Source organism: Butyrivibrio sp. WCE2006, assembly GCF_000701985.1.
Lineage (GTDB): Bacteria > Bacillota > Clostridia > Lachnospirales > Lachnospiraceae > Butyrivibrio.
This window is the reverse complement of record NZ_JNKH01000013.1, coordinates 1-25,962: the sequence shown is the minus strand read 5'-3', so window position 1 is coordinate 25,962 and position 25,962 is coordinate 1. Positions and strand designations below refer to the sequence as shown.

The window sequence follows — 25,962 nt, the reverse complement described above, 5'->3', positions numbered from 1 at the left end:
TTCTTATGCCTTAAGTGCTTTTTTCTTCTGTGCCATTACTATACTCTGAATAAGAAGGAATATGCAAAGCATAGCTGCTATTGTAATACCGGTCCACCATGCCTGATCAAGTCCGGCTGATGATACAATATTCTGAATAGTACTAAGAGAGAGCACTCCGAAAAGTGTTCCAATAATATTACCGACACCACCGGTCAGCATTGTTCCGCCGATGATTGATGATGCGATGGCATTCATTTCCATACCCATTGCATGACTGGCTGAACCTGAGCCAACATGAAGGAAATAAACATAACCGCCAATACCAGCAAGTATACTACATATCAGGTGTGAAAGGAACTTGGTTTTTTTGACATTAATACCAAGCATCAATGCACTCTGTTTGTTGCCGCCGACTGCATAGAAATTTCTGCCAAGTCTGGTCCAGCGAAGCACTGCAAACAGGATAATTACTACAAGAAGTGCAACTATAACACCGATTTCAACATATGCAGGAACATATATGCCCTTTTTATTTGTTGTACCCATTCCGGGTATGAAAATTCTTGTAAGCTTAAGTGCGGTGAACTCTTCGTCTGCCACGTTGAAAGGTGCTGTGTTAACTATAGTTGTCATACCTCTTGCAAAGAACATTCCTGCAAGTGACACGATAAATGGCTGTATGTCCAGATAAGCCACAAGGAATCCCTGAACAAGGCCATAGGCAAGTCCTATTCCAAGAGCGATAAGTATTGACCCGAATACACTTCCATCATGATGGTCAAGATATACAGCGCAGCACATGGAAACAAGAGCAACCACGCCGCCGACTGAAATATCGATACCGCCGGAAATCATTACAACGCTCATTCCGCAGGCTGTGATTATTAGAGCTGCATTGGCATTTAATATGTTGAAAAACATCTGCGGCTTGGTAAATCCTCCGCCCTGAAATACTATTGCACCAATGTACATCAGGAAGAAAATCACAATAGTAATTGTTAAAAGCAGATTGGTGTCATTCATTCTCCCAAAGAAGCCGGATTTTGATTTTTCGTTTTTCATTCAGGCCACCTCCTTCTTTGCAGGTGCAACCTTCTTTGCCAGCTGTTTCATATATTCTCTGACTGTAGGAGCTGAGAAAACAACGAGAACAATTACTACGATTGCCTTATATGCTGCAAGTGCATCAGACTGAACATTAAATTTGTAAAGAGTTGTTGTCAGGAACTGAATAACATATGCGCCCAGAATAGATGCCCACATGTTAAACTTACCGCCTGAAAGCGAATTTCCGCCAAGGGCTACCGCAAGGATAGCATCCATCTCTATATCCTTTGCAATAACTGAATAGTTAATGGTTGAAAGACGGCTTACCTTTATCAAAGCAGCAACCGCTACGCAAAGTCCAAGAATTACAAAACTGAGGAACTTAATAAATGTAGGATTTATACCATTAAGTCTTGAAGCTCCTTCGTTTATACCAACAGCCTGAGTATACAGACCAAGTGTTGTGAACTTAAGCACAAGAGCGATCACAACCACACATGCAATAACTATGAAAACTGTTGTCGGAATCGGAATTCCCGGAATAAAGCTTCCAAAATATGAAAATTTAGGATCAGGAACAATAGGAAGCTCATTATTGTTGATCCAGGCTGCTATCGAACGACCTGCCGTAAACAGAATCAGAGTCGCTATCATAGGCTGAATCTTGAAGACCGCAACCAGCATTCCATTAAACGCACCGCAAAGCATTCCCACGATACATGCAACAATAAATGCCACAAAGATAGGTGCCGCAAGCTCAGTAGGTCTTGAGGTTCCTCCACAGAGGACTCTAAGCATTGCAGATCCTGCGATTGCTATAGTTGCACCAACTGAAATATCCTGTCCGCCGGAAGCAGCAGTTACAAGTGTCATACCGATTGCAAGAATTCCAAGCTCTGAGCCGTAATCAAGAATTGTTATCAGATAACCCGACAGAACCGGATTACCTGCGTTATTAGTTCCAAGTGTTATTTTGAAAAATCCGGGATCATTTATCAGGTTTATTACCGCCAGGAGTAAAAGTGCCAGAATCGGAATAAACAACTGATTACCCATCAGCTTCCTTAAGAAGCCCCCTTCATTTTTAGTCATCTGTTTACTCATATCTTACTTATCCCCCGCGATCGTACTCATTATCTTATTTTGTGTAAGGTCTTCTCCTGTGAGCTCACCTACAACCTTTCTGTCTCTCATGACAACCAGTCTTGAACATGTTCTTAACATTTCATCAGTCTCAGAAGAAATGAATGTAACACTCATTCCGTCCTTGGCAAGTTCAAGAACAAGCTTCTGTATATCAACCTTTGTTCCTACATCGATACCTCTTGTAGGCTCATCAAGGATCAGATATTCAGGATGCATCAAAAGCCATCTTGCAAGAATACATTTCTGCTGATTACCACCTGAGAGTGATTTAATAGGAGTCTCAGCAGAAGCTGTTTTAATATTGAGTTTCTTAATGTATTCATCTGCAAAGGCATTGACCTGAGCCTTGCTGAACGGCTTCATGAATCCCGTCAGCACCTGAAGTGCAAGAACAATATTTTCCTTAACCGACAGATCGCCAATGATTCCATCACCTCTTCTGTTTTCAGGAAGATATGCTATACCATGCTTCATAGCATCAAGCGGATTGGAAATCTTTATTTCCTTACCGTGCATTTTCACTGTACCGCCAATCACTCTGTCTGCACCGAAAATTGCTCTTACGCACTCACTTCTTCCTGATCCGAGAAGGCCTGTAAATCCGTTGACTTCACCCTTCTTAATGTGGAAATCAAAAGGCTTTATGCCCGCATTACTCTGAAGACCGGTTGCTTCAAATACCTTTTCATCTCCGTCGGGACCTTCATAGTTTCCACCCTCTCCCTTGATATCAGAGAGATCATCCATCTCTTTACCGAGCATTTTCGCAACCAGCTTAACCCTCGGCAAATCTTTTATCTCATACTCTCCTACAAGCTTTCCATCTCGTAAAACTGTTATCTTATCACATACCTCATACACCTGATCCAGGAAATGTGTTACAAAGATGATGCCGACGCCTCTGCTCTTAAGATCTCTCATGAGACCAAACAGTTTCTCAACTTCCTGCTCATCAAGAGATGATGTAGGCTCATCCAGAATCAGAACCTTACAATCCATATCTACTGCTCTTGCTATCGCAACCATCTGCTGAACTGCCAAAGAGCAATTCGAAAGCTGCTGATTAGCCTTTGCCGGAATTTCAAGAGATTGCAAAATTCTGTCTGCATCCTCATTCATCTTCTTCCAATTCGTGAGTTTGGCATCACCACGCCCTATATACATATTCTCAGCTACTGTAAGATTAGGGCAAAGTGTAATTTCCTGATAAACGGTGCTGATACCATACTTCTGTGCATCCTGCGGTGAATGTATGGTAACTTTTCCATGTCCGTCAAGACTGATGGTTCCTTCATCCTTTGTGTAAACACCTGTGAGAACCTTGATCAGAGTTGACTTCCCGGCTCCGTTTTCCCCCATAAGTGCATGAATTTCTCCCTTATTTAGTGAAAAATCCACATTCTGTAATGCCTTTATATTCGGAAAGCTTTTGTTGATTCCTCGCATTTCCAGCACTCTGTTTTCTTCCACCGGTCTACCTCTTTCCTTCGTTCTTCTGCTCTACCTTCAATCAAGCTCAACTAACCTCTGTAAGTTGGCTTGCAGCTCACACCAGACTTGATAATTCCTCGTCAAGTGCTTTGCTTAAACCAAGAGCGGTGCGGACATTCCGCACCGCTCTAAAAACTTGGCTATTATATTTTTATCGCTAAATTAAATACCATACTTATCAACATCATCCTGAGTGATTGTCTCAGCATCGAAGCCCTTCTCATCCATGATGATTGTCTTCTCTGCAGGAGTCTGTCCGCTCTCAAGAGTCTTGATTATCTCATCAATGTAGCTAGCCTGGAAAGGATTGCACTGTCCATCATAGTTCCAGTTCTGAGCAAGGAGCTCTTCAAGTGCCCACTTGTTGCAGTCATAACCCATAACGATTACGTCTTTGCCAACACCGTGTGAGATGCCTGCTGCATCAAGTGCTGCAACTGCACCCTTAGCCATATCATCGTTCTCAGCATAGATTACGTTGAAAGGTGTGCCTGCATCGATAACTGACTGAACGATCTGCTGTGCTTTCTCTGCGTTCCATTCAGCTGTCTGCTGTGTTACGAGATTCCAGTTATCTTCAGCTGCTGCCTTATCACTAAGAGCACCACTTCTGCCCTGCTGAGCTGCACTACCCATTACACCCTGAATGTGAATGATGTTGTACTCATCAAGCCCCTGGCCTGCAAGCCACTCAACTGCCATCTCACCTTCTTTTGCCATATCAGATACAATTGAAGCCTCGTAGAGACTGGGATCAGCATCGATTGTACGGTCGAAAAGAATAACCTTTATGCCTGCTGCCTGAGCATCCTGAAGAACTGAATCCCAGCCTGCTGTATCAGCTGCAGAAAGAAGAAGGTAGTCAACTTCATCCTGGATGAATGTCTGAGCTGCTGCAATCTGCTCATCATTCTTTAAGCTGTAAGCGAAGGATGCATCATAGCCGTTAGCTTCTGTAAACATTGCCTTTAAGTCAGCATCGTTTGCTGTACGATAGCCGGACTCGTTAGGATCGTTGTTAATGATACCAACCTTAATAAGGTCACCAGATGCTGTTGTAGTCTCCTCAGCTGTTTCCTCAGCTGCAGTTTCTTCTTCTGCAGTCTCTTCAGCTGCCGGTTCCTCAGCTGCAGGCTCCTCAGCCTTTTCCTCTGTCTTGGTTTCCTCAGCTGCAGGTGTCTCTGTAGCTGTAGTTGTCTCCTGCTTTGCGCCACCGCCACAAGCAACAAGACTGAGTGTCATAACTGATGCCATTAATACTGACAATACCTTTTTCTTCATAACTTTTTTTCCTCCTAATTAAAAAAAGTAATTATTAAGGGAACCATTCCCTTAACAATTACTATTTTAATCTTCCATGTTCAAAAAACCATTGAATAAAAAATGCATTAAAGTTGGTTTTTTTACACTTTTTTATTTCTGTTTCATTTTTTTACGATTTCAGTTAAGATTTTCGGCAGACGGATATTTGTCACGGTTCCGACTCCTTCAGTAGAGTCTATCCCAATACCATATTCGTCCCCAAAAGAAAGCTTTATTCTCTGATTTATATTATAAAGACCATAAATGGTATCACTTTCCGGCTTATCGAGTTTTAAACTCTTTCGAATCTCATTAAGCCTTTCCTCTGACATTCCTATGCCATCGTCTTTTACAGTAATCTGCACACAATCATCAAGCTCTCCGCCTGTTACTATGATTTTTCCGCCACCTCTTTTATTTTTGATTCCGTGGTACAAAGCATTTTCAACCACAGGCTGGATGGTTATCTTCGGGATAGTATATTTATAGATTTCCTCCGGCACATTAATCTCATAAGTAAGGATATCCTGATATCTAATCTGCTGGATTTCAAGATAACTTCTTACATGCTGCAAATCCTCACGAATCGTTACAATTTCCTTACCCTTGTTGAGGGAGCTTCTGAAAAACTCGGACAGACTCCCCACCATACTCACAACCTGCTTCTGATTGCCTGCCTCAGCAGACCAGACTATGGCATCAAGTGTGTTATATAAAAAGTGAGGATTTATCTGAGCCTGCAGCAGCTCAAATTCCGCTTTCCGCAGTTGCTTTTGTTCCTGCTTAACCTGTTCCTCGATAGGCCTTGTGATCAAAACAGGCCCCAGAAAAGACATCAGCATGACAAAAAGAACTATAAAAGCAACCATACCCATAGATATCTTAACAATGTTCATATAGAACTGTCTCGATTCTATCTGGGCTGTCTGCAACTGCTTATTCTCATAGTAAACATACTCATTTATGGTTTCCTGTAAAAGTGCTGTAACTATCTGAACATCGTTCTCCCAGATAGTCATATTGTCATCATACCTGTCCTCATAGCTCATGTTCTCTTCTATTCTCTGAAGATATGCCTCTAGATTATCCAGATATTTTGCCGCGCTCTCAAGCCTGCCCCTATTGTCAGCATCATCTGTAAAGTCTTCAAGATTTTCCACAACCTTGCGTGCATCCGTCAGATACTGGGGAAGCTTGGAATTCTCAAGCTTGACATTACCAACAATAAGAAGGTACGTTTCGTAATCAAAGTCCTCTTTAAAATCAAGACTGAACTCACTGGCAGTCACCACCGAACCAAGCATCTCATCATAACGCTCGTTGATCATATAAAGAGTATAGTAAGCGTATGCAGTAAAAAGTATAGCCGGTAAGAGCAGTATCAGATAGGATATTCGAATCTGGTTGGCCAGCTTGGAATGCCCTTTTTTTGCATTTTTGCTCATAACTTTTTCACTAGCCATCAGCCCTCCTCCGAGCGATTCCCTCCCCTATACTGAGTCGGCGTGATCCCCTGCGTCTTTTTGAAGAGATATGAAAAATAGTGTGGATCCTTATAACCAACAAGAAGCCCTATTTCATTACTCTTTTTCGATGTTGTTCTAAGAAGGTCCTTTGCAGCATTCATACGATAATCAGTAAGATACTTGATAAAGGGCTGTCCCGTCTGCTGCCTAAAAACAGCACTCAGATGATTTGGTGAAAAATTTACATGAGCCGCAAGCTTATTAAGTGACAGATCATCCTCGGTATAATGCTCTTCAATATATGACATAACAAGATTTACCGCATCGTGATAATGTCCCTTGGAGTCATCATCCCTTAAGGTCGCTCCCCTGCTGATTATCCTGACTATATACTGCCTGGTCCTGCCTTCATCCGCCAAAACCTCCGGCGTGGGATTCTCAGGTCTCTCATCCTTTAAAAGCTCGTTCTCAAGAAAATCTACCACACAAAAATACACATCCATGGCGATATACTGCCTAAGGAGTGTGGATCTTATGGCACCCTTCCCCATTCCGTTTATAAATTCTTCAACAAAAAACTCTGTCTCCGAAGGGTCTCCTCTTCTCAAAAACTCCTTGATAAGCTTCCGGTCTATATGTCTTGGGTCTATCTCAGACAATACCACGTCATTTTTGCCGGGCTGAAGCTGTTCCTCAGAACCTATCAAAAATCCATTATCCTCAGTCAGATACATATGGGCAAATGCCCTGCTGGCCCAGGTAAAGCAGACGGGAATATCTGAAATTCTTCCGACGCTCTGCCCCACTCCGCCAAAATATCTTATATGATGATAGTCATCAAAAAGAGACTTCATCATATTTATGCTCTCTTCAATATTCTTATCAAGGGACTCATCATCATCCCCTCTGAATAACAGTGCTGCTCCTTCAACTCCAAGATCAAAGAAAACCGCACTCATTTTGTCAGCTATATCCCTGACACCTTTTTCTATTTCAACAACGCTTTGGGAGTATTCGTAGGCATCATGCCTTGTGGACCACACCTTAAACAGGATCACATTAAATCTTATTGCAGTAAGATCCACATCAAGCTTCTTGGCACTTTCAAGTATTTCCGAAAGCCCCTTGTTGCCGGAAATCAGATCATTAAAAAGCTCCTGCTTCTCATACTCCGTCCGTTCCTTCATTTCTTCTTCATAGCGCTTTTTAACTTCGCGCTCCCGATGCTTTTCATTTATCTTCTCAGCAAGACTGTCCACCTCTCTGATAAGATTCTCACCGCTAATCGGTTTTGACAGGTAACAGGACACACCTATCTTAATCGCCTCCTGCGCAAACTGAAAGTCCTCGTACCCCGTCAGCAGGATTATCTCTATCCATGGAAACTGCTCCTTTACCATACGGCTAAGAGTAAGTCCATCCATGAAGGGCATCTTTATATCGGTAATAACAATGTCCGGCTGAAGCTTCTGGATCATCGGATAGGCAACCTCTCCATCCCCTGCTTCTCCGCAAAACTCATAACCATGCGCTTCCCAGTCTACATTGTTTTTTATGCCTTCCCTCACGACAAATTCATCTTCTACCAGAAAAACCTTCATACATTCCCCTTCTTAAAAACCCTTCCGAGCATAACGCCCGGAAGGGTTCAAAATCCCTCTTTTGTCAGCTTAACTGACGCTTTTCCTAATAACTGATTATAATGAAAAGATTATTTTTATTCGTAAATCTTAGCCTTTTCTTCGCCGTTCATTACACGAAGTGCACCCTGTGCAAGAGCGAGAAGCTCATCCTCACCGGGATATACTGTAACAGGTGCGATAAACTTAACCTTTTCAGTAAGTCTGTCCATGAGAGGCTGGTTATAAGCGATACCGCCTGTGATAATGATCTGATCTACATTACCATCAAGTACTGCTGCCATAGAACCGATATTCTTTGCAAGCTGGAAGATAAATGAATCGATAACAAGCTTAGCCTTTTCGTTACCTTCATCTCTGAGCTTGATAACATTTCTCATATCGTTGGTTCCGAGCCATGCATTAAAGCCGCCCTTACCAACTGCCATCTTTCTAACCTCTGCCTCAGAATATTTACCTGAGAAGCAAAGACGGATAAGTCCGCCTGTAGGAAGACCGCCTGCACGCTCAGGTGACATAGCACCATCACCATCAAGAGCATTAAATACGTCAATGATCTGTCCGTTCTTATGAGCGCCGACAGAAACACCGCCGCCAAGATGTACGACTACAAGATTGATATCCTCGTACTTCTTGCCGATTTCCTTAGCATATCTTCTGGCAACTGCCTTCTGATTAAGTGCATGGAAAATAGAAACTCTCGGAATCTCCGGAAGTCCTGTAACTCTTGCTTCATCGCAGAGCTCATCTACAACAACAGGATCAACGATGTATGAAGGAACGCCGATCTCATCAGCAATCTCCTTAGCAAGAAGTCCGCCAAGGTTACTTGCATGCTCACCCTGAACACCTTCCTTCAGATCCTTAAGGAGCGCATCATTAACCTCATATGTACCGCCCGGAATAGGCTTAACAAGCCCGCCACGTCCTACGATAACATTGAATGTTTTAACATCTTCATTCTTCTCTTTAAGGAAATTAAGAATAAGCTCTTTTCTCCAGCCAAGCTGGTCTGTAATATGCTCATACTTGACAATCTCCTCTGTGGGATGACGAAGAGTCTCGTCCATCTTAAGTGTCTCATCCTCGAAGATACCAAGCTTTGTTGATGTGGAACCGGGATTTATAATTAAACTTTTAATCATTTTCTCTCCTATTCCCCCTCCTATGTGTCATAGCCTTATAAAAAACTATGAGTCACAACACTCTGTGAGGGTTTCAATTTTTTGGATTCTCAAATACTTTTTCCTGTACTAATAATTAAAGAATTCCTTTTTTCTGATCCTCTGCAACAACAGCAGCTAAAGCGATTGAATTAAGCTTAACTTCTACAGAGTCAGAACGTGAAGTAAGGATAACCGGTGCCTTTGTTCCTGTAAGGATGTTACCATTCTTAACAGTAGCAAGACGAACGATTGTCTTATATGTAAGGTTACCTGCATGAATGTCAGGGAAAAGAAGAATATCAGCATCACCGACAATCTTGCGATCCTTAGCACCTGCCTTGTGCTCAGCAGCAGAAGGATCGATTGCAAGGTCCATGGAAAGAGGTCCGTCAACGATGCAGTTCTTGATCTCGCCAGCCTCGTTGAGACGTGTAAGCTCAGCTGCTTCAACAGTTACAGGCATCTTATCGTTAACAACTTCAACTGCTGCAAGGGGAGCTACCTTCGGGCACTCAACGCCGCAAGCTCTTGCTACATTTACTGTATATTCAATAATAACCTTTTTATCTTCAAGAGTCGGATAGGGCATGAAAGCAACGTCTGTAAGGAAAAGAAGACGGTCAATACCCGGAATCTCAAATACACATACATGAGAAAGTGGACGACCTGTACGAAGTCCTACTTCTTTGTTCAGAACTGACTTGAGGAATGTCTTGGAATCAAGCTGTCCCTTCATATAAATATCAGCCTTACCATCGTGAACAAGCTGAACAGCCTTAGTTGCTGCCTCAACAGTATCCTTCTCATCGATGATCTCAAACTGGGAAAGATCCATGCCCATCTCACCGGCAATTCTCTCAATCTCATCCTTATCACCTACAAGGATCGCATCAGCAATTCCGCGCTCCTTAGCAGCCTTAACAGCCTCAAGAACAGGCTCATCCTGCGCACATGCAACTGCAAGCTTCTTAGTACTTGCTGTCTTCAATTTAGCGAGGATTTCATCGAAACTCTTACTCATCAGTGTACCTCCTGATTATATAAATCATATTCTTAGTAGTATGTGTCAAAAAATGTAGGGCACATCGTTAAAATTTTACCACGATGCACCCTACATTTCAACACTAGTGCTGCTGTCATTAAATACCTGATATCCGACTACGTTACTGTTCACTCCTTACGGTGCTCACAGCAACTGGATTTGCCCATTCCAGTTGCCCTCGGCAAAGGGGCAAATCCTATATTCAAGACGTAGAACATTCTCACGCTCAGCGCAGCAAGTGCGCAGAGCTGTCTGAACAGTAACCCGACTACTCCATTCTTGCGAAGTATTCCTCCAGGATATATGTCGGGATCTCTGAATTCATCACATAATCCTTATCATCATCTATCATCTGTAGAAGAATGTCAGCTATATCTGGATCAAACTGCGTTCCTTTACCGTGTTCGATCTCCTCTCTGACCTTCTGCTGCTTCATGACTCCCGAATAATTCCTCTCAGAACTCATGGCATCATAAGCATCGGCGACGCCTATGATCCTCGCCTCCTCAGGTATTGCAAGTCCCTTTAGCCCGTCAGGATATCCGGTCCCATCAAATCTCTCATGATGCCATCTGGCACCTACAGCAAGTCCCGGAATCTCTGTTATATCCTGTAAAATCCTTGCTCCTATCATGGGATGCTTCTTCATGAGACAATACTCATCATATTGAAGTCCCTCAGGCTTTGCTATGATTGCATCAGGGACCCCGATCTTACCTATATCATGTAAGAGTCCCATCTGATAAATCTCATACTGTTCCTTGCGGCTTTTCCCCATGCGACGCGCTATTTCCATGGAATACAGCGCCACTCTTTCAGAATGCTCTTTAGTGTACCTGCCATTTTCATCGGCAACCCTAGCAAGAGCATGCATCAATTGATCCGTCAGCCTTTTCTGCTGATGATACTTGATTTCAAAATAATCCATTGTATCCTCTGTCCCTCTATTAATGATTCCCTCACAAGTTCAGTCACTTAAAAAGCTTTATAACCATTACATCACATAACCAAAAGAGCTTCATTCCCTCAAAAAACTCCATGATTATAAAGACTCTGTTAAGTAGCATTTTTAATTTAACGGGAAATTCATAGGAATTCCTATTAAATTAAAATCCTGCGTATACTTGATACGCAGGAAACCATTTTACACTTTTTCGTGCCCAAGTGAAAGCCCCAAAATATTTTCATAAAACTATCAAAAACCTTCACGTCTTCTCTGGGCTCGAAGCTCTATTCTTTTTTCAGCGCCCTGCCACTCTGCTCTCTCTGCCTCAGTGCGCACATTTAAACCATAAGGTACGGTCGTGGGTTTACCCTCTTCATCGATGCATACCTCAGTGAGATAGGCTCTGTTTACAACATGTCTCATGCCAGTCCTCAGGTCCTCAACATAAGTATCTACGCGAACCTCCATTGATGTACGTCCAACGTGTGTGATATGACCACGTATCACAACTATATCGTTAAGTCTGATGGCCTGCTTGAATTGCATATTATCAATCGCAGCAGTGGTAACCGGTGTACCCGCATGTCTAAGCGCAACCGTTCCTGCTATCTGATCGATCCAGCTCATAAGCTCGCCGCCAAATAATCTCTCATATCCGTTGATCTCATCATACTTGACAACCCTGGTCCACTCAGTAACCGAATCATCTACATTTTTGCTGGCAATCTGATGATCTACATGAAAAACTCTGTTATTCATAACCGCCCTCCGTTTTCCGCAAAAGATATATAAAATTATACCACATTCCATGGGCGGAGTGCGATTATTAGTGAGGGATTTTCTCGCCAGAACTAAGTAACTAAGTAAACTCTATGCTCGAAAGACCTCGCTAAATTTCTAAGGAAGTTCTGCTCTCGCTTCGCTCGAAATGACCATGTATGCTCTAAGCTCGAAAAGACCTCGCTAAGCTTTTCAAGGAAGTTCTGCTCTCGCTTCGCTCGCCAGAACTAAGTGAGCTCTAAGCTCGAAAGTACCTCGCTAAGAGCTCACTTAAGTGCTATCACCATTTCGGCGGTTTCAAGGAGGGAGGTTCCGGAGTCCATTGAGCACTTCTGCAGATATTTATGCGCTTCAGGCTCGGTCATGTTGTGACGCTCCATAAGGAGTGACTTTGCACTGTCAATTATTTTCTGATCCTCGCTGCTTCTAAAGCGGCGTTTTTCTTTGACCTTCTTGCGTCTTGTCGCAACGCCCTCGATCATCATGGATACAGTTGAAAAAAGGTCATCCTTTTTTAGGGGAGTAGGAAGATAGACAATATTGTCTTTCCCATAAAAATCAAGATCGTCAGCCTTTGATTTACTGGCGATAAGAAGCATTTTAAAATACTCAGACATCTCCTCGTACAGTTCCGTACTGAGCATATCTCCAAGGCGATAGCCGCAGATTATCACACCGTTGCCCAGGTTTTCCATTGCTGAAAGGGCCTGTGCACCGGTCAGACATACATAGGCAGGCTCAAATCCGCCACGCATCAATATACTTTTGAAATTCAGCGCATCCTCCTGCTTTGCGAATGCCAAGATAATATTCTGCAACTACCGGTTCCTCGTTTTTTACTGTTTATTAAGATACTCTCTTATTTCCCACTGTGTTACACAGGTGCGGAAATTCTTCCATTCTTTTCTCTTGGCATCAAGATATATATCATATACCGTATCGCCAAGAACCTTCTTAACAAATTCATCCTTCTGATAACTCTCTATCGCTTCACCAAGAGTTTCGGGAAGAGTTGAAAGCTTCGTCTTTCTAAGCTCATCATCCGTCTTGTTTTTCAGATTCACCTTTAATTCTTCAGGCGGTGTGAGTCCTCGTTTTATGCCATCCATACCTGCTGCCAGAATAAGCGCAATAGCAAGATAAGGATTGCAGGTTGCATCGGGATTTCTCAGCTCGATTCTCGCATTTTTCCCTATCATGGACGGAATCCTTATAAGTGCACTCCTGTTGGCTGCAGATGATGACCATGAAACATTCACAGGCGCATCATACCCTGGAACAAGTCTCTTGTAAGAATTAACACCAGGGTTTGTCACAAGCGTCATACCACAAATATGATCAAGGACACCTGCTATAAATTCCTTTGCAAGATCTGTAAGACTGCCTTCCTCGGAAAACATATCATTTCCATTCTCATCCTCGCACAGAATATTGATATGCATACCAGAGCCGTTTACGCCCTCCTTCGGCTTTGGCATGAAAGTCGCATAAAGCCCGTGTCTCTTTGCGATTGTCTTCACCGCCATCTTGAAGGTCATAATCATATCAGCCATCCTCTCGGCATCATCCTCTGTAAAGTCTATCTCATGCTGTGCCGGAGAAATCTCATGGTGAGACGAGGTTATATTAAAATCAAGTTCCTCAAGGTTCATGATAATATCTCGTCTTACATTCTCTCCCTGGTCTGCAGGTGCCAGATCAAAATAGCCGGCATTTTCATGGGTTTCGGTAGTGGGCTGTCCTTCATCATCAAGATCAAACAGGAAAAACTCAAGCTCAGGATCAGCTTTAAAAGTAAGTCCCATATCCTTTGCCTCATCAAGAACTCTTTTCAGGATACTTCTTGGATCCCCGGAAAAAGGCTTTCTGTCTGCGGTATAAACATCACAGAACATTCTTGCAACTTTACCGCTCTGTGGTCTCCAGGGATATATCTGAAAACTGTCGAGATCAGGATAGAGATACATTTCACTCAAAGCTGTATCAGATGTTTCATCCTCCATTCCGGTAAAACCTTCTATAGCAGAACCGTCAAACATACACTCGTTATTAAGTGCATTTTCAAGCTGTCCTGTTGTTATAGCTATATTTTTCGGAGTCCCGAAAACATCACAGAACTGAAGTCTTATGAATGCAACATCTTCTTCATTAACAATTCTGAAAATATCCTTTTTGGTAAGCTTTCCCATTTTTCCTCTTTTCCGTACTCTCATTCCGGAGCACTATTTTATGCAATAGCTATTCGAAGCTTTAATTATTATTATAAGAACAAAGAGTCGCTCGCGACTCTTTGCGCGCTGGTGCGCGCAAGCTTTAGCTTGCAAAATTCATCTGCGCACCAGTCGCATCCATAGCGGAGCGCTTTTTATTCAATAGGAAATCCGAAGGAATTTCCTATTGAATAAAAAAGGCAAAGACACTTTCCCTTCAGGATGGCGCCTTTGCCTTAGTTAACAATATCAAATAATTCCCATCTGCGTCAATACTATTTACGACGATGATTTAAAAACCTGGCAAGCTCTGCCTTTAACTGCTTGGCTGCAGCAGGCTCCTCGCGCCTTGTGCTGTCTCCCTGAATATCCGCAAATGCTCTTGGCAAAATAACGTTATCTCCTTCAAACGGATGAATAACTCCTGTCTCGTCACCACAGATAACAGCGCCATCACAAAAGGCTGAAAGCTCAGCTACCAGTGTTTCCGTGGGTCTTGCGCCGCCAAAGCCTGTAAGACACATGCAGAATCTTTCTCTTACTCCGCTGTAGGCAGCTGCCGTGTTGACCGGCTTATCATTTATCAGCATGTCCGCATATTTCTGCAAAAGGCCATCGCTCTTTGAGGGATACTTTTTTTCACGTATACCATAAGTACCATAGGGATTAAGACTAAGGTGCTGACCCTCTCCATCCGTCATGAGGCGCCCGGGGCAAACCGCCATTCCCCCAAGGACTGATCTCGTCATTCCAAGAAGAAATCCCGAAAGAGCGCCCTTTGCTCCAACTATACCGGCTGTAAGCTGATGGTTAAAGGACTGCAGATTATCATTTCCCCTGACAGATTTTCCAAAAACCGAAACAGGAAAATCACTCACATCTCCTGTAAAGCTCTTTCTTATGACAGAGACTCCGGCGCGATACTGGGGCGAAATCTCAAAAGGTGCAACCTCCTCAAGCACCGCCTCTCCATGCCCTGAAACATCAGGATATGTAACATCCATCTGAATAAATATACCATCGATACCCTTAAGTGCCGGTGTCTTAATTATCTGCATTTTATATTTTCCGGGAGCATTTTCACCGTTTGCATGAACTGATCCGGTTATCATCACCCCATCGCCTTTTCCTGCGAATTCAGCAGCAGTCACATCCTCACATATAAATTCACTTCTGCTTCCGCCGCTTTTTACAAACGAAGATAAAAACTGCTCATCACCTATCCTCTCATCTCCGTAGAAGACCTCCCGGATTTTTCCTTTACTGGTTCCCGTACCGCTTAAAACGATTTTGAGCTTCTGACCGGGGCTTGTGATAATATAGCTCTCCCTCTCTCCGTTTGAGTTAAGGCTCGCTCCTTTTCCTGCATTTTTTGCGCTGTTCATGGCAGCAATGCGGTCAGCCACGGCTTTATTCTCCTCTTTTACAGGCTCCGGTTCCTTTTTTAATTTCCCCTGAGCCTCAAGAAGTCTCTTCATGGCACCTTCCGCACGGAAAACAGGATGATCTTCCGGAGTAAGCTCTATAAGCGGTTTATGCCGTTCCTTTGGAATATCGGTGCGGTCAAAATGATAATAAATCTTGTAGATTCCCTGAGCCTCGGCAAATCTCATGATCACAAAAACAGAATTCACATATCCGTTTTCCCTGCTCATCTCAACTGCCGTATAAGCATTTATCTGGCATTCATCACATTCAAGCACAAGAGTTGAAACCTTCGGACACATGCCACTGTCTATGGCAAGCTGAAAAGTTACAGTCTTTTGCCCAGCAGGATTCATGATAATGAAAGAATTCCTCTCCTCTTCATCCTTTCTCCTGGAATAAGCATGTTTTCCGGCAGCACTGTTGTTAAGCCTCTGGCGCCCACTTGTTCTCATGGACATCTCTTTTGAATTAATGGCTTTTCTCTCAATCTTCTGAACTTCCTTTGAAAGCCTGTTAGCATGTGCAAATCTGTCGCTGGCAGGTGCCGGTGAAAAAGGTCCAAAATCTGAAGCACAAAGAAGCTTTGTACGTTCCGCAAGAGAATCTGAAACCCTCTCTGCGTTATAAATCTTACTTCCCATACGGGCTCTCTCAATTCTTGTCCATATCAGTCTGTCATAGGGAAGTTCTCCGTAATTGGACAGATCTCCGCTGGTTCCGCAGCCCACATCTCCCGAAAACGACATCTCGCACACAGGAGCATGATCATATAAATAACCACTCGGAGTGTTGTAGGAAACAAAATCAAGCTTTCTTAATGCTCTCAAAAATCCTGCAAGTCCCTCAGTCCCGGCAGCTTTTCTGAAAAGACTCCTTATCTCCATAGGTTCCCACCATGGGCTTGTTACATCTGCCCCTGCAAGAACAAACAAATCACCTTCGATCTCACCTGAAATCTGCTTTGCATGAAGATTATTGAGAAATCTTGTCATTGATCCCTCTTCGATCCAGTCTGCGGGAGTATAGACAGGAATCACATTTATAGAATTATTCCCATGCCTGTAGGTTCCGGGATTATAGGTTGCATACTCAGACTTTCTAAACTCCTTCCCAACACCTGAAAGTGCATTAGGTCCGACATTACTGTTGCCAAGAAGGACCGTGTTTATCCCGGCTTTCCTCAATCTTCCAATCATGGCAGGAGTGAAAATATCTCCCTCCGCACGAAGGACATCTGAAGTTTCTCCAAGCTCGTTTGACTTATAATGCAGTGAAAAAGCCAGTTCTTTTCCTGTCATCCCGGCAAAAAGATTCGCATGCCTTCCTGAAAGAACGAGCTCGTCACCTCTCTCCCTGATTCTCGCCTTGACGCTGTCAATTACATCAGGTCCAAGTGATGGAAGTATTCTTCCAAGCGTATAATCATTTTCAAAATCCCATGTCGCCTGCACCGGCTGACCGTCATTATTAGCCTTTTTTAAAACCTCCAGGATCTCACGAATTCTGGATAAATCTCTTCCAAAGCCCCGTTCATCGTTAGTATCCCCAAGGTGTGCATGATAGAAGTTTACGTGAAAAAGGAATCCGAAATGGATTCTATGATTGGTCCCCATAAGTAATACTCCCCCAACAAATATAGTTAGAATTATTTTAACATAAAACCGTCAACTTTAGTACATTGCTTTAACATAGTCATTACTGGTTACTGTTCAACAGTAAAACGTAGTCACGCCATTTTAGCCAGATCAATCTGTTGAACTGTACCTGCCTGTCCTGTGGATTCCCTTAGAAAAACACCACTTGCCCTAAACTGTGCATTGACCATAAAATCACTTCCCTGAGAAGTAAATTCCGTCTTTGCCTGCCCAAGATAGATTGCACCAACATCGGCTTCCTTCAAAGTCATAAGAGTCTCACGCCCCTCTTCATCTCTGCACCAGACACGTAATTTTTCATAGATCTCATCATTCTCATCTATCCAGTCATTACCATCAAGATTGTATCCTGAAAGCTCTGCAAATCCGTCACCGCTTCTTGTTCCAAAAAGCTCATTCCCATCATTTATTATTCCGTCACCATTTTTGTCATAAGCAAGGAATCCGCTTCCGGGTGCGAGGCTTTTTATCTCATCCTCAGTGCCATCAGCATCCAGGTCAAAAGTAAAGGTCTGATCAGAGATTCCTGTTATTCCGTTTCCTACATTTATTACTAGTGGATCAATAAGCTGAGCCGGCCTTATATGCATGACACCAATAGCCTCTGAAAACTGCCTCGACATGGTTACATTCACACCAAAATTCAGTTCCCTGCCATCTTCCGTCCTGGCAATGCCCTGAGCAGAAAAAGCTGTCTGTTCCGAGACTGTATGGACATAAGTAGTGGTAGACACTGACATCCACTGAAAAGACCCTGCACTCATTTTTTCGCTAAGGCCCCTCATATATTCCTGCATTCTGCTTTTCCCGCTTCCCGAGGGCATACCTTCATAAAGAATCTGCATGATGTTCAAAAGCCGTTCCATAATCTGCATCCTGATGTTTTCAATCTCAGACATTCTGGACATGAGCGGTGAATCATTCTGCACAGCATACCCGCCGTCAGCATTATAATTTGTAAAAAGAGGTTTCTCCCCCTCCTGTTCTATTCCGGGATTAGTCCCTTTGTTCTTCTCTTCTATTGCTCCATTCTCTTTTCCTGTAGATGTCAAAAGCTTTCTAAAGCTCCCGATGCCATCTCCGATTAAAGATGATGCCATTATTCCGTTTTCCTTAGTGATACTGTAGTTTTCCTGATACTTCCTTTCTGAAACAAGGTTAACCGTACTGCCTGTAATTCTCATAAGCACTTCCCTCCAAATGTTGCAGCAAGCTCGCACTAAGCTCGTGGAATATCTCGCCGGTACTCTGCTCAAGCAAACTCTACCAGACTCGAAAAGGCCTCGCCAAGTCGACTTGCATGCTCAAAAAAAATGAGCACACCCATCACGGGTCTGCCCAGCTAAATACTTCGAAGGAAGATAGCTCCGCCATCCTCATTCTCAACCTATATATCGGATAAAAACTGTTTTCCTTTAGTAATTGCGAAGGTATTTTTGTTGTTATAAAATATTTATATGAAACTAAAGGACATAATGAAAGATTCAAAAATAAAAATTCATGCATCCATCAACGGTCACGGCATTCTCCTTATTACAAAGGCGGAAGTTGGCGTCAGTGATGGGCTTCTTGTTGACTCCCTTACCTACTTTGACGAGGATCTGACCTTCTCAGGTCTGTCTAAGATCATAGCGGTAAATAAGAGAGACGGCAGGTCCTACGAATTCGAAGCTAATCGCATTGGTCCTGTCGAGACAAAGTATGGGAAGTTCCATCTCATAAGATGCACCGATGAAGGGAAAATCATAAACCGCAGAGCTGCCGAGCGCTACGACATAGACAGACTCGGAGTTATCAGGATCGGTGAGAGCAAGGACATCAGAAATGCTCTTGTTTATGATATTTCCATGAGGGGAATCGCATTCATTCTTGACAAAGATGCTTCTGTTAAGGTGGGAGATCACGTCATAGCTTCCTTCAGATATGATCCTGCATATTTCCATTTCTATGCCTGCGAAGCTACGGTAGTCCGCATTTTCACCATGAACGATCAACCGGCTATCGGCTGCACACTGGATTCCATGGGGGCAGATCTCGTAACTCTCATCCGCAGCAGGAAGAAGGAAAAGCTCGGCATCAAGGTCGACGACATCCTCGATACTGCCAAATCTCCTGATGAAGGCATCGCTTCCGGCAAGAAGATTCCTGTGAACTATGTGCCTCAGCTTGCTGCTTCCAGAGATTATGAAAAGAATAAATACTCAGGGAAGTGGGAACTCAATGATTCCTCAAAGGATGAAGCAGATACGGAGAAAACTTCCAAATATGAAAAGCTTCCTTCCAAAAAGACTGCTCTCGCTTATCAGGAACAGCAGACTTACCAGGAGCTTCCTCCTGAAAAAGAAAATGCTCCTGAGAATCTTGAGCCACAGCTTATGTCACCGGATGAAGCAGCTGATCTTATCCCTGAGCGAAGTGAAGCTGAAATCATGCTTGCCAGAGCCAACCGCGTGGCAGACATGAATCCTATTGAAGATGAGGCAAATCAGCCCTCCTATATTGCAGAGAAGGATCTCGAAGAAGTTACTTTCATCGAAGATAGAACGCCCGGCATGAATGTCCCTGAACCCAAAGAGCTTACAAAGTCCCTTGACAGTCAGGATCCTGACCAGCAATACGAAGAGGAACTGGCAGCCATCGAGGACAGAACCCCGGTTAAGGCCAAAAAGTTATATCCCAAAAAGCCTGCTAATCCTCTGGATGATTTAAAGAAACAACCGGGTAAAGCAACCCAGACTTCAAAGAGACAGGTTGCAGATCTTGCAGAGCTGGAAGGCAGAGACTTCAATCCGTCCGAGCAGACTAAGAAGAAACTTGATTTCATCTCATCAATTGTGGGTGATGTGAATGAGCTTAAGAGTCTCATCGGTTCATCCGGCAGCTCATCGAAGCCACGCAAAAAGACAAAGCTCACTGATAACAACATAAATGCCAATACCATTCCGCAGGCAAGCTCAATGACTTCCTCTGCAAGCGGTCATCAGATGAGATTTGTGGATGCTTATAACAGCCCTTCAAATGCTGCGCAAAAGAACACTAAACCAAAAGCTTCAGAGGAGCAGCCCGTTCAGACAGGCATATCAAGGGCAAGTGGCGTCATACATGCTACCAGCGCTTCGATACCCAATGATTTCTCAAAGAGCAACGCTTCACTTCCTGATAGGGCACCATCTTTGGGAAATAAGAAAATATCCAAGAATCCCGGAGCTTTTCCTGATGACTATGACGGATACTTTAACCAAAGTGGAAATGCCATAGATGAAGGCCTGTTTTTACCAAAACAGAATGATGGTTTCCTCTCTCCCGAACAGATAGCAGATATCATCGAGCTTGAGAGAATCAGTAAAAATGAATAAACAAAAGCAAATAAGCAAAAGGCTGTCGATCAGAATTAAACTGAACGGCAGCCTTAATATATTTCTATGATAGTTTCAAATATCATTCGCAATCTTGCTTGTAACTCGTATTATAAGTACCTCGGTTATTTTACCTTTACCTTTTTAATTTTGCTCCAGGCTGAATAAACTTTCACTTCTCCGTCCTTTTTATAACTTCTGATTCTGACATAGTATTTCTTTCCGGACTTAAGCTTTTTGATTTTAAGGCTACTCTTTGATACCTTCGCAGATTTTATCTTTGCTCCATCCATGCTTTTTGAGTTAGCATACTGAATCTCATATCCACTGACATCGGATACCTTGCTCCATTTTACAGTAAGACATTTCTTACCTTTAGTAAGAGAAAAGCTTTTTACTTTTGTGGCAGTTACAGACTTCTTTTCTTTTAAATCTGACTCATCACTACCATCTTCTACAAATCCGCTTTGTGATCCATCATTATAGCCCTGATTCCTGAAAATAACCTGAGAATTATTACCGGTTGTGCATTTTTTTAATATCACAAAGCTTGTGGTTTTTGTTCCGGAATAATTGCCTTTTCCTGTAATTGTAATTTTCCCATAGCCTTCGTTTACATTATTCGAATATTCGACGGTGTAATCTGTATTTTCTACAAGCGTCTTACCGTTTAACGTAACAGTAAATGCCGGTGTAATAGAAGAACCTGTGTATTCCTGATATCCTATTGAAGAAACAGTGGCTCCAGACAGCGAAACTGCATTGACATTAACAGGAATGCTGTACGTTGTTCTATCTGAAAGTAATCCTGTCAGGTTCGCAGAACCTGCTGCTACACCCTTAAGTGTACTTCCGTCTACCTTTAGCACATTACTATCCGATACCGAAAAGTTATCAATCGGCTTTGTAATAATCGATGGCTTTTCACTGCGAAAATCTATATCATTTTCACAATATAAAGACTCTTTCACATTACTCAGATCATAATTATCCCCGTACTTCATTCTAATAGATGAAGGAGTCGCTTTGTATTTAAGCTTTGATAAAAGAAATTCTACATTCACATTTTTGGTTGCATTGGTGACATTAGTTGCTGTTTTTTGTAAATTCACAGAGCGAAATTCCTGAACCCAATAGTCAACACCATCACGTACTACATGTCCTATTGCAACACAGGTAAAACAAGGGTCAAGCATGCTCCTGCGATGTCCCTGCCCCACAAATGGGTTATTCGTTTCCTGCCAGCCTTTAAAGGCCTCCTCTGCCGAAAAATATCCAAAGGCTAAATTTTCCCCAACAAATCCATTAGTAGGCGAAAATGCAGTAAAACAGTCTGTACCATTAGGTCTTTCATGACTGAAATAAACTGCTATCTCCATAGCTCTTTGCATTGCAGTTTTTTCAAGTTCATAATCATATTCCAATGCCTTAAGATCTTTACACTGTACCTTTTCCGTATTGCTCTCATTCCAATACCAGGCATCATTTCCGGTACGAAATGCATTGATATCTTCAAGCATTTTCCTGGCCGTAGTCTGTTCATAAGTTCCTGTGACATCAATTTTAATCCTGCTATCGTTGGCAGCTCTGGTAGCTAATCCTGAAATTGGCGACAAACCGATAACCAATGCAGTGACAGCTGAGATTACTGCAAAAATCCTTTTCTTCATTCAAAATCCTCCATAAAACTTCTTTACATCCTGCTGATATTTTGTCCAGCTTAAACTTTTACAGCTATTTTGTTGCACAAAAATAGATTTAGCAAGATTTATCAAAACTCAGTTTACATTCTACAGCATTTTCCTTCATCCTTCGAGCACTTTTCCGTAAGCAAGCTCCCCTAAACTCTCTGAAGCTTTCGCAAAAAGATACCCTCGCCGCAAAACGGCGAGGGTATCTGAATTTAAAAGCTATAAAATTGTTTCATTTTACTGCTCATCATTTTTCTTGCGTTTTTTTCCTAATGCAAGAAGTGTAGCAGCTGCGCCTGCAGCGATAAGAAGAACAAATATTCTTGAAGTATTTGTATTATCTTCAGTACCTCCGCGTCTTGCTCCAAGTACTCCGGGCTGTTCACCCTGCTCTCTCTTTGCTCCGAGAACCTGTCTCTGGTCTGCAGGAGTAGTATTGTTTACAGCACTATCATTGTTGTCATTGTTACTGTCATCATACTGTGTAGGAGGAGTATCTGTCTTCTTGTTCTTTTTCTTGTTCTCCTTCTCAGGATTATCTACCGGCGGATTATCATCACCCTTAGGAGGTGTTACATTCGGCGTGTCATCCTTCTTAGGAGGATTTTCGCTATCTGAAGACGCTGTAACGGTCAACGTACCAAATACATAAGTAATTGTATAGTTTCTAAAGTCTGTAAGAGCAGTTGCCTCAACTGCATTGAATTTGTTCTCACTTGACCCGGGATCTGTCTGGGATCCTGTAAAGTTGTATGTAACTGCATCTCCTATACCCCATGAATCACTTGCTGATGCATGATGGCTTACAAGAGGTGTTCCGTCATAAACTTTTGAAGCTGAATCTGACTTAAGCTCAATCGGTTTAGGCGTAATCGTAAACTTACCATTTATAAGTTCAGGATCATCAAACTGAGCTGTTACATCGTTTCCTGCAGCGTCAACTACCTTGAATCCCTCATTTACAATTACAAGATCATACTGACCTACATTTCTTGCAGTAACATCAACTCTAAGTCCAGATACAGTGTACTTATTACCCTTAATCTCTATCTCTTTACCTGTATTCGCTGCATTTGCATTAAGTCCAAATAACTTACCAAATACATCTCCTATAGCATTAAGAGCTTTTGTAAGAGGATTTAGCACAATCACTGATCCCTCAACTGTGTAGTCGAAGTCTGTTCCAACCCATGTCTTGCCGCTAAACATCTCGGTCCTGTCAGGTGTCTTAGCTACCACATGGAGTTTATCAGTTTCAGGTCTGTCTTTGATAATGAGCTGTCCATCTACTACAACAAAGTCTACATCAATATTTTCATCGCTATAGCTAAACTGATCCTTTGTAAGTCCCATAGGATAAGTATCAGGTAATACACCCTTAGCAACAGCTTCTCCTGTGAATACTACTTTGCCCTCATCGAAGAACTTACTAGCATCAGGAGTTGTACCTGCATTTCCACCGGAAACATCTGCATTACCATCTGTGACTTCTGCATTGCCATCACTTACAGTTGAATCAAGATTCAGAGTATATCCAGTTACCTTCTTCTCAGTGCCATCATAGACTTCTTCACCTCTGTTACCAACAACATTTACTGTCAGTTTAAGAGGATTGATCACAAGATATCCATCATGAACAATGAAAGTTACATCATTAAAGTCACTGTTTATGCACTTGAAGCTGCATTCGGCTGTATCCGTTTCTGTAGGTGTTCCATGAAGGTTCATCATGTACTTATCAATTGCCTTTGTAGCAGTACGCTTAACATTTGTTCCGCTAGCTACATCTGTTCCTTCTTTAACAAGAACAATGTTTTCTTTTGTAATTTTATCAAACGGCTTTCCGTCTTTTGTGATGGAATCTACTGTATACCCCTTTACTGACTGTTCCTTGCCATTGTAGTAAACAGTATTATTATTACCTGTAATTGTTACAACAATCTTCTCGTTGGAAGGATTAATCTTAAGCCATCCATCTTCGACAACAAACTTAACATCTAAGAACCTGTCATTAGTATTCTTAAAGCTACACGTCTGGTCTTCTGCATTACCATCTGTAACTTCTGCATTACCATCACTTACTTCGGATCCATCAGACGTTCCAGGTGTTCCACGAAGATTCATAGGATAGTGCTCAGGATATTCAATGTTCGCAGGTGTATTTGCTTCAGTTCCCTTTGCAATATCAGTTCCTGGTTCAACCAGAGCAATATCATCTGCTGTAAGTCCTACAACATCTCTGCCATCTTCATACTTAATTGATACCACTCTGTAACCCTTACCCGGTTCGAAGCCATCCACATTAAACATGTTGGTGTTCTGCTCTTCACCATTATAGGTTGTTGTAACCTGTTTACCCTGAATAGTAACAACTACCCAATCCTCAACAGGTGTAATCTTAAGCCATCCGTCTTCAACCAGCTCAAACGTTACATCCTCTCCATTGGGATTATTACATACGAAGCTACATGCAGGATCACCTGGATTTACAGGTGTTCCATGAAGATTCATAGGATAGTAATCAGGATATTCACTATTGCGGCTATCATTTACTTCAGTTCCATGTGCCTCAGCTTTAGCTCCTTCAGCAAGTCCGATCTGACCATCTGTGACACTACACTCACTCTCATAACCCTGTTCGGGGACAACCGTAACCCTATATCCATTTGGAAATTCTTCATTATAAAAATCGTCATCATCTGTAGATTGTTCCTTACCATTATACTGGGTTACAACCTGCTTACCTTCAATCTTTACAGTTACCTTTATAGGTCTGTAAAGAACTTTTATTACGTTATTTTCTGAATCAACGTCTAAAACAAGTTTCTTTGCCCCATCAACTGTAGGAACTATCCATTCACCATTCTTATGTCCTGCAGGTTTCTTAGCATTTAAATTAATATCCTTTTCTTCAATAACATCACCTGCATTACCATCAGTTACCTGCACATCTTCAATATGTGCTGCACCATCAAGCTCTTTGCCCTTGTAGTATTCGATTCTGTAAGAAGTAGTTTTATGTGCATACAGTACCTTGATAACCTGCGGAACAGGTGTTCCATCTTGATTATAAGTACTTTCCTTCATTACGTAAGGAACAGGATTCTGCTGTACACCATCAAGATAATAATCAGGATTATCATTTAATGCATCTCGAGTCTTCTTATTATTTAGCTGAGCATCTTGATCACCTTCACTTAATCTGATTTCTTCTCCGACATAAGCGGGATAAACATCACTCTCACCTACATAATTCTTGGTTTCATCATTAGGATCGATTTCATCCTTATAATACTTAACGATATATGTTGCTGTCTTTCGAGCATACAGTACCTTGATAACCTGCGGGATAGGTGTTCCGTCTTCCTTATATGTGCTTTCCTTCATTGTGTAAGGAACATCACCCTGCTGTACACCATCCAGATAATAATCAGGATTATCTAATGCATTTTTCTTATAATTTAGCTGACTATCCTGGTCACCAGAAACTAATCTTATTGGTGTGCCAACCTCAGCAGTATGAGGAGTACCCTCACCTACATAGTTCTTGGTTTCATCATTAGAATCGATTTCATCCTTGTAATACTTAACGATATATGTTGCTGTCTTTCGAG

Annotated in this window: 17 protein-coding genes; 1 reads left to right on the top strand and 16 read right to left on the bottom strand. The window is 42.4% G+C overall.

Annotated features, from left to right (window positions below; genetic code table 11):
* Positions 1-3: 3 nt before the first annotated feature.
* The 14 genes from T501_RS10130 to T501_RS20205 form a co-directional block, all read right to left on the bottom strand.
* A complete protein-coding gene (locus T501_RS10130; RefSeq protein WP_026511422.1) occupies positions 4-1,044 on the bottom strand; it encodes an ABC transporter permease subunit in 1,041 nt (346 codons plus the stop codon).
* Positions 1,045-2,133 carry an ABC transporter permease gene (locus T501_RS10125; protein WP_044914666.1) on the bottom strand — a complete coding sequence of 363 codons (1,089 nt, stop codon included), beginning with the start codon at positions 2,131-2,133 and terminating at the stop codon, positions 1,045-1,047.
* Between the two features lie 3 nt (positions 2,134-2,136).
* Positions 2,137-3,645, bottom strand: coding sequence for a sugar ABC transporter ATP-binding protein (locus T501_RS10120; protein WP_330377039.1), 1,509 nt, complete (start codon positions 3,643-3,645; stop codon positions 2,137-2,139).
* Between the two features lie 183 nt (positions 3,646-3,828).
* On the bottom strand, positions 3,829-4,947 hold the full coding sequence (locus T501_RS10115) for an ABC transporter substrate-binding protein (protein WP_044914665.1): 1,119 nt from the start codon (positions 4,945-4,947) through the stop codon (positions 3,829-3,831).
* Positions 4,948-5,090: 143 nt separating this feature from the next.
* Entirely contained in the window at positions 5,091-6,431 is a 1,341-nt protein-coding gene (locus tag T501_RS10110; protein ID WP_242845513.1) for a sensor histidine kinase, read from the bottom strand.
* Positions 6,431-8,035, bottom strand: coding sequence for a response regulator (locus tag T501_RS10105; protein ID WP_044914663.1), 1,605 nt, complete (start codon positions 8,033-8,035; stop codon positions 6,431-6,433). The genes T501_RS10110 and T501_RS10105 overlap by 1 nt, the downstream gene beginning before the upstream one ends.
* Positions 8,036-8,151: 116 nt before the next feature.
* Entirely contained in the window at positions 8,152-9,219 is a 1,068-nt protein-coding gene (gene buk, locus T501_RS10100; protein ID WP_026511417.1) for a butyrate kinase, read from the bottom strand.
* Between the two features lie 115 nt (positions 9,220-9,334).
* Complete coding sequence (ptb, locus tag T501_RS10095; protein WP_026511416.1) at positions 9,335-10,261, bottom strand: phosphate butyryltransferase; 927 nt, start codon at positions 10,259-10,261, stop codon at positions 9,335-9,337.
* A gap of 289 nt (positions 10,262-10,550) precedes the next feature.
* Positions 10,551-11,210: an HD-GYP domain-containing protein gene (locus tag T501_RS10090; RefSeq protein ID WP_049945899.1), complete on the bottom strand. Its 660-nt coding sequence runs from the start codon at positions 11,208-11,210 to the stop codon at positions 10,551-10,553.
* Between the two features lie 267 nt (positions 11,211-11,477).
* Entirely contained in the window at positions 11,478-11,987 is a 510-nt protein-coding gene (locus T501_RS10085) for an acyl-CoA thioesterase (protein ID WP_044914662.1), read from the bottom strand.
* Positions 11,988-12,274: 287 nt separating this feature from the next.
* Entirely contained in the window at positions 12,275-12,826 is a 552-nt protein-coding gene (locus T501_RS10080; RefSeq protein ID WP_026511414.1) for an ANTAR domain-containing response regulator, read from the bottom strand.
* 18 nt (positions 12,827-12,844) lie between these two features.
* The gene (glnA, locus tag T501_RS10075) at positions 12,845-14,197 is read right to left on the bottom strand and encodes a type I glutamate--ammonia ligase (protein ID WP_044914661.1); all 1,353 of its coding nucleotides are present in this window, start codon (positions 14,195-14,197) and stop codon (positions 12,845-12,847) included.
* Positions 14,198-14,493: 296 nt separating this feature from the next.
* The gene (locus T501_RS10070; protein WP_044914660.1) at positions 14,494-17,259 is read right to left on the bottom strand and encodes a hypothetical protein; all 2,766 of its coding nucleotides are present in this window, start codon (positions 17,257-17,259) and stop codon (positions 14,494-14,496) included.
* A gap of 113 nt (positions 17,260-17,372) precedes the next feature.
* Entirely contained in the window at positions 17,373-18,485 is a 1,113-nt protein-coding gene (locus tag T501_RS20205; RefSeq protein WP_049945898.1) for a hypothetical protein, read from the bottom strand.
* 291 nt (positions 18,486-18,776) lie between these two features.
* Between T501_RS20205 and T501_RS10060 the strand changes: the two genes are divergently transcribed.
* Positions 18,777-20,657 carry a PilZ domain-containing protein gene (locus T501_RS10060; RefSeq protein WP_044914659.1) on the top strand — a complete coding sequence of 627 codons (1,881 nt, stop codon included), beginning with the start codon at positions 18,777-18,779 and terminating at the stop codon, positions 20,655-20,657.
* 125 nt (positions 20,658-20,782) lie between these two features.
* Here the strand turns inward: T501_RS10060 and T501_RS10055 are convergent, their stop codons facing one another.
* On the bottom strand, positions 20,783-22,327 hold the full coding sequence (locus T501_RS10055; protein WP_026511410.1) for a CAP domain-containing protein: 1,545 nt from the start codon (positions 22,325-22,327) through the stop codon (positions 20,783-20,785).
* Between the two features lie 258 nt (positions 22,328-22,585).
* Positions 22,586-25,962, bottom strand: a 3,377-nt coding sequence (locus T501_RS21805; protein ID WP_044914658.1) for a hypothetical protein, incomplete at its 5' end; no start/stop codon positions are given.

Excerpts from the sequence above, each read along its gene's own strand:
- T501_RS10130 (WP_026511422.1), bottom strand. The coding sequence starts at position 1,044 with ATGAAAAACGAAAAATCAAAATCCGGCTTCTTTGGGAGAATGAATGAC.
- T501_RS10125 (WP_044914666.1), bottom strand. The coding sequence starts at position 2,133 with ATGAGTAAACAGATGACTAAAAATGAAGGGGGCTTCTTAAGGAAGCTG.
- T501_RS10115 (WP_044914665.1), bottom strand. The coding sequence starts at position 4,947 with ATGAAGAAAAAGGTATTGTCAGTATTAATGGCATCAGTTATGACACTC.
- T501_RS10110 (WP_242845513.1), bottom strand. The coding sequence starts at position 6,431 with ATGGCTAGTGAAAAAGTTATGAGCAAAAATGCAAAAAAAGGGCATTCC.
- T501_RS10105 (WP_044914663.1), bottom strand. The coding sequence starts at position 8,035 with ATGAAGGTTTTTCTGGTAGAAGATGAATTTGTCGTGAGGGAAGGCATA.
- buk (WP_026511417.1), bottom strand. The coding sequence starts at position 9,219 with ATGATTAAAAGTTTAATTATAAATCCCGGTTCCACATCAACAAAGCTT.
- ptb (WP_026511416.1), bottom strand. The coding sequence starts at position 10,261 with ATGAGTAAGAGTTTCGATGAAATCCTCGCTAAATTGAAGACAGCAAGT.
- T501_RS10090 (WP_049945899.1), bottom strand. The coding sequence starts at position 11,210 with ATGGATTATTTTGAAATCAAGTATCATCAGCAGAAAAGGCTGACGGAT.
- T501_RS10085 (WP_044914662.1), bottom strand. The coding sequence starts at position 11,987 with ATGAATAACAGAGTTTTTCATGTAGATCATCAGATTGCCAGCAAAAAT.
- glnA (WP_044914661.1), bottom strand. The coding sequence starts at position 14,197 with ATGGGAAAGCTTACCAAAAAGGATATTTTCAGAATTGTTAATGAAGAA.
- T501_RS10070 (WP_044914660.1), bottom strand. The coding sequence starts at position 17,259 with ATGGGGACCAATCATAGAATCCATTTCGGATTCCTTTTTCACGTAAAC.
- T501_RS20205 (WP_049945898.1), bottom strand. The coding sequence starts at position 18,485 with ATGAGAATTACAGGCAGTACGGTTAACCTTGTTTCAGAAAGGAAGTAT.
- T501_RS10060 (WP_044914659.1), top strand. The coding sequence starts at position 18,777 with ATGAAAGATTCAAAAATAAAAATTCATGCATCCATCAACGGTCACGGC.
- T501_RS10055 (WP_026511410.1), bottom strand. The coding sequence starts at position 22,327 with ATGAAGAAAAGGATTTTTGCAGTAATCTCAGCTGTCACTGCATTGGTT.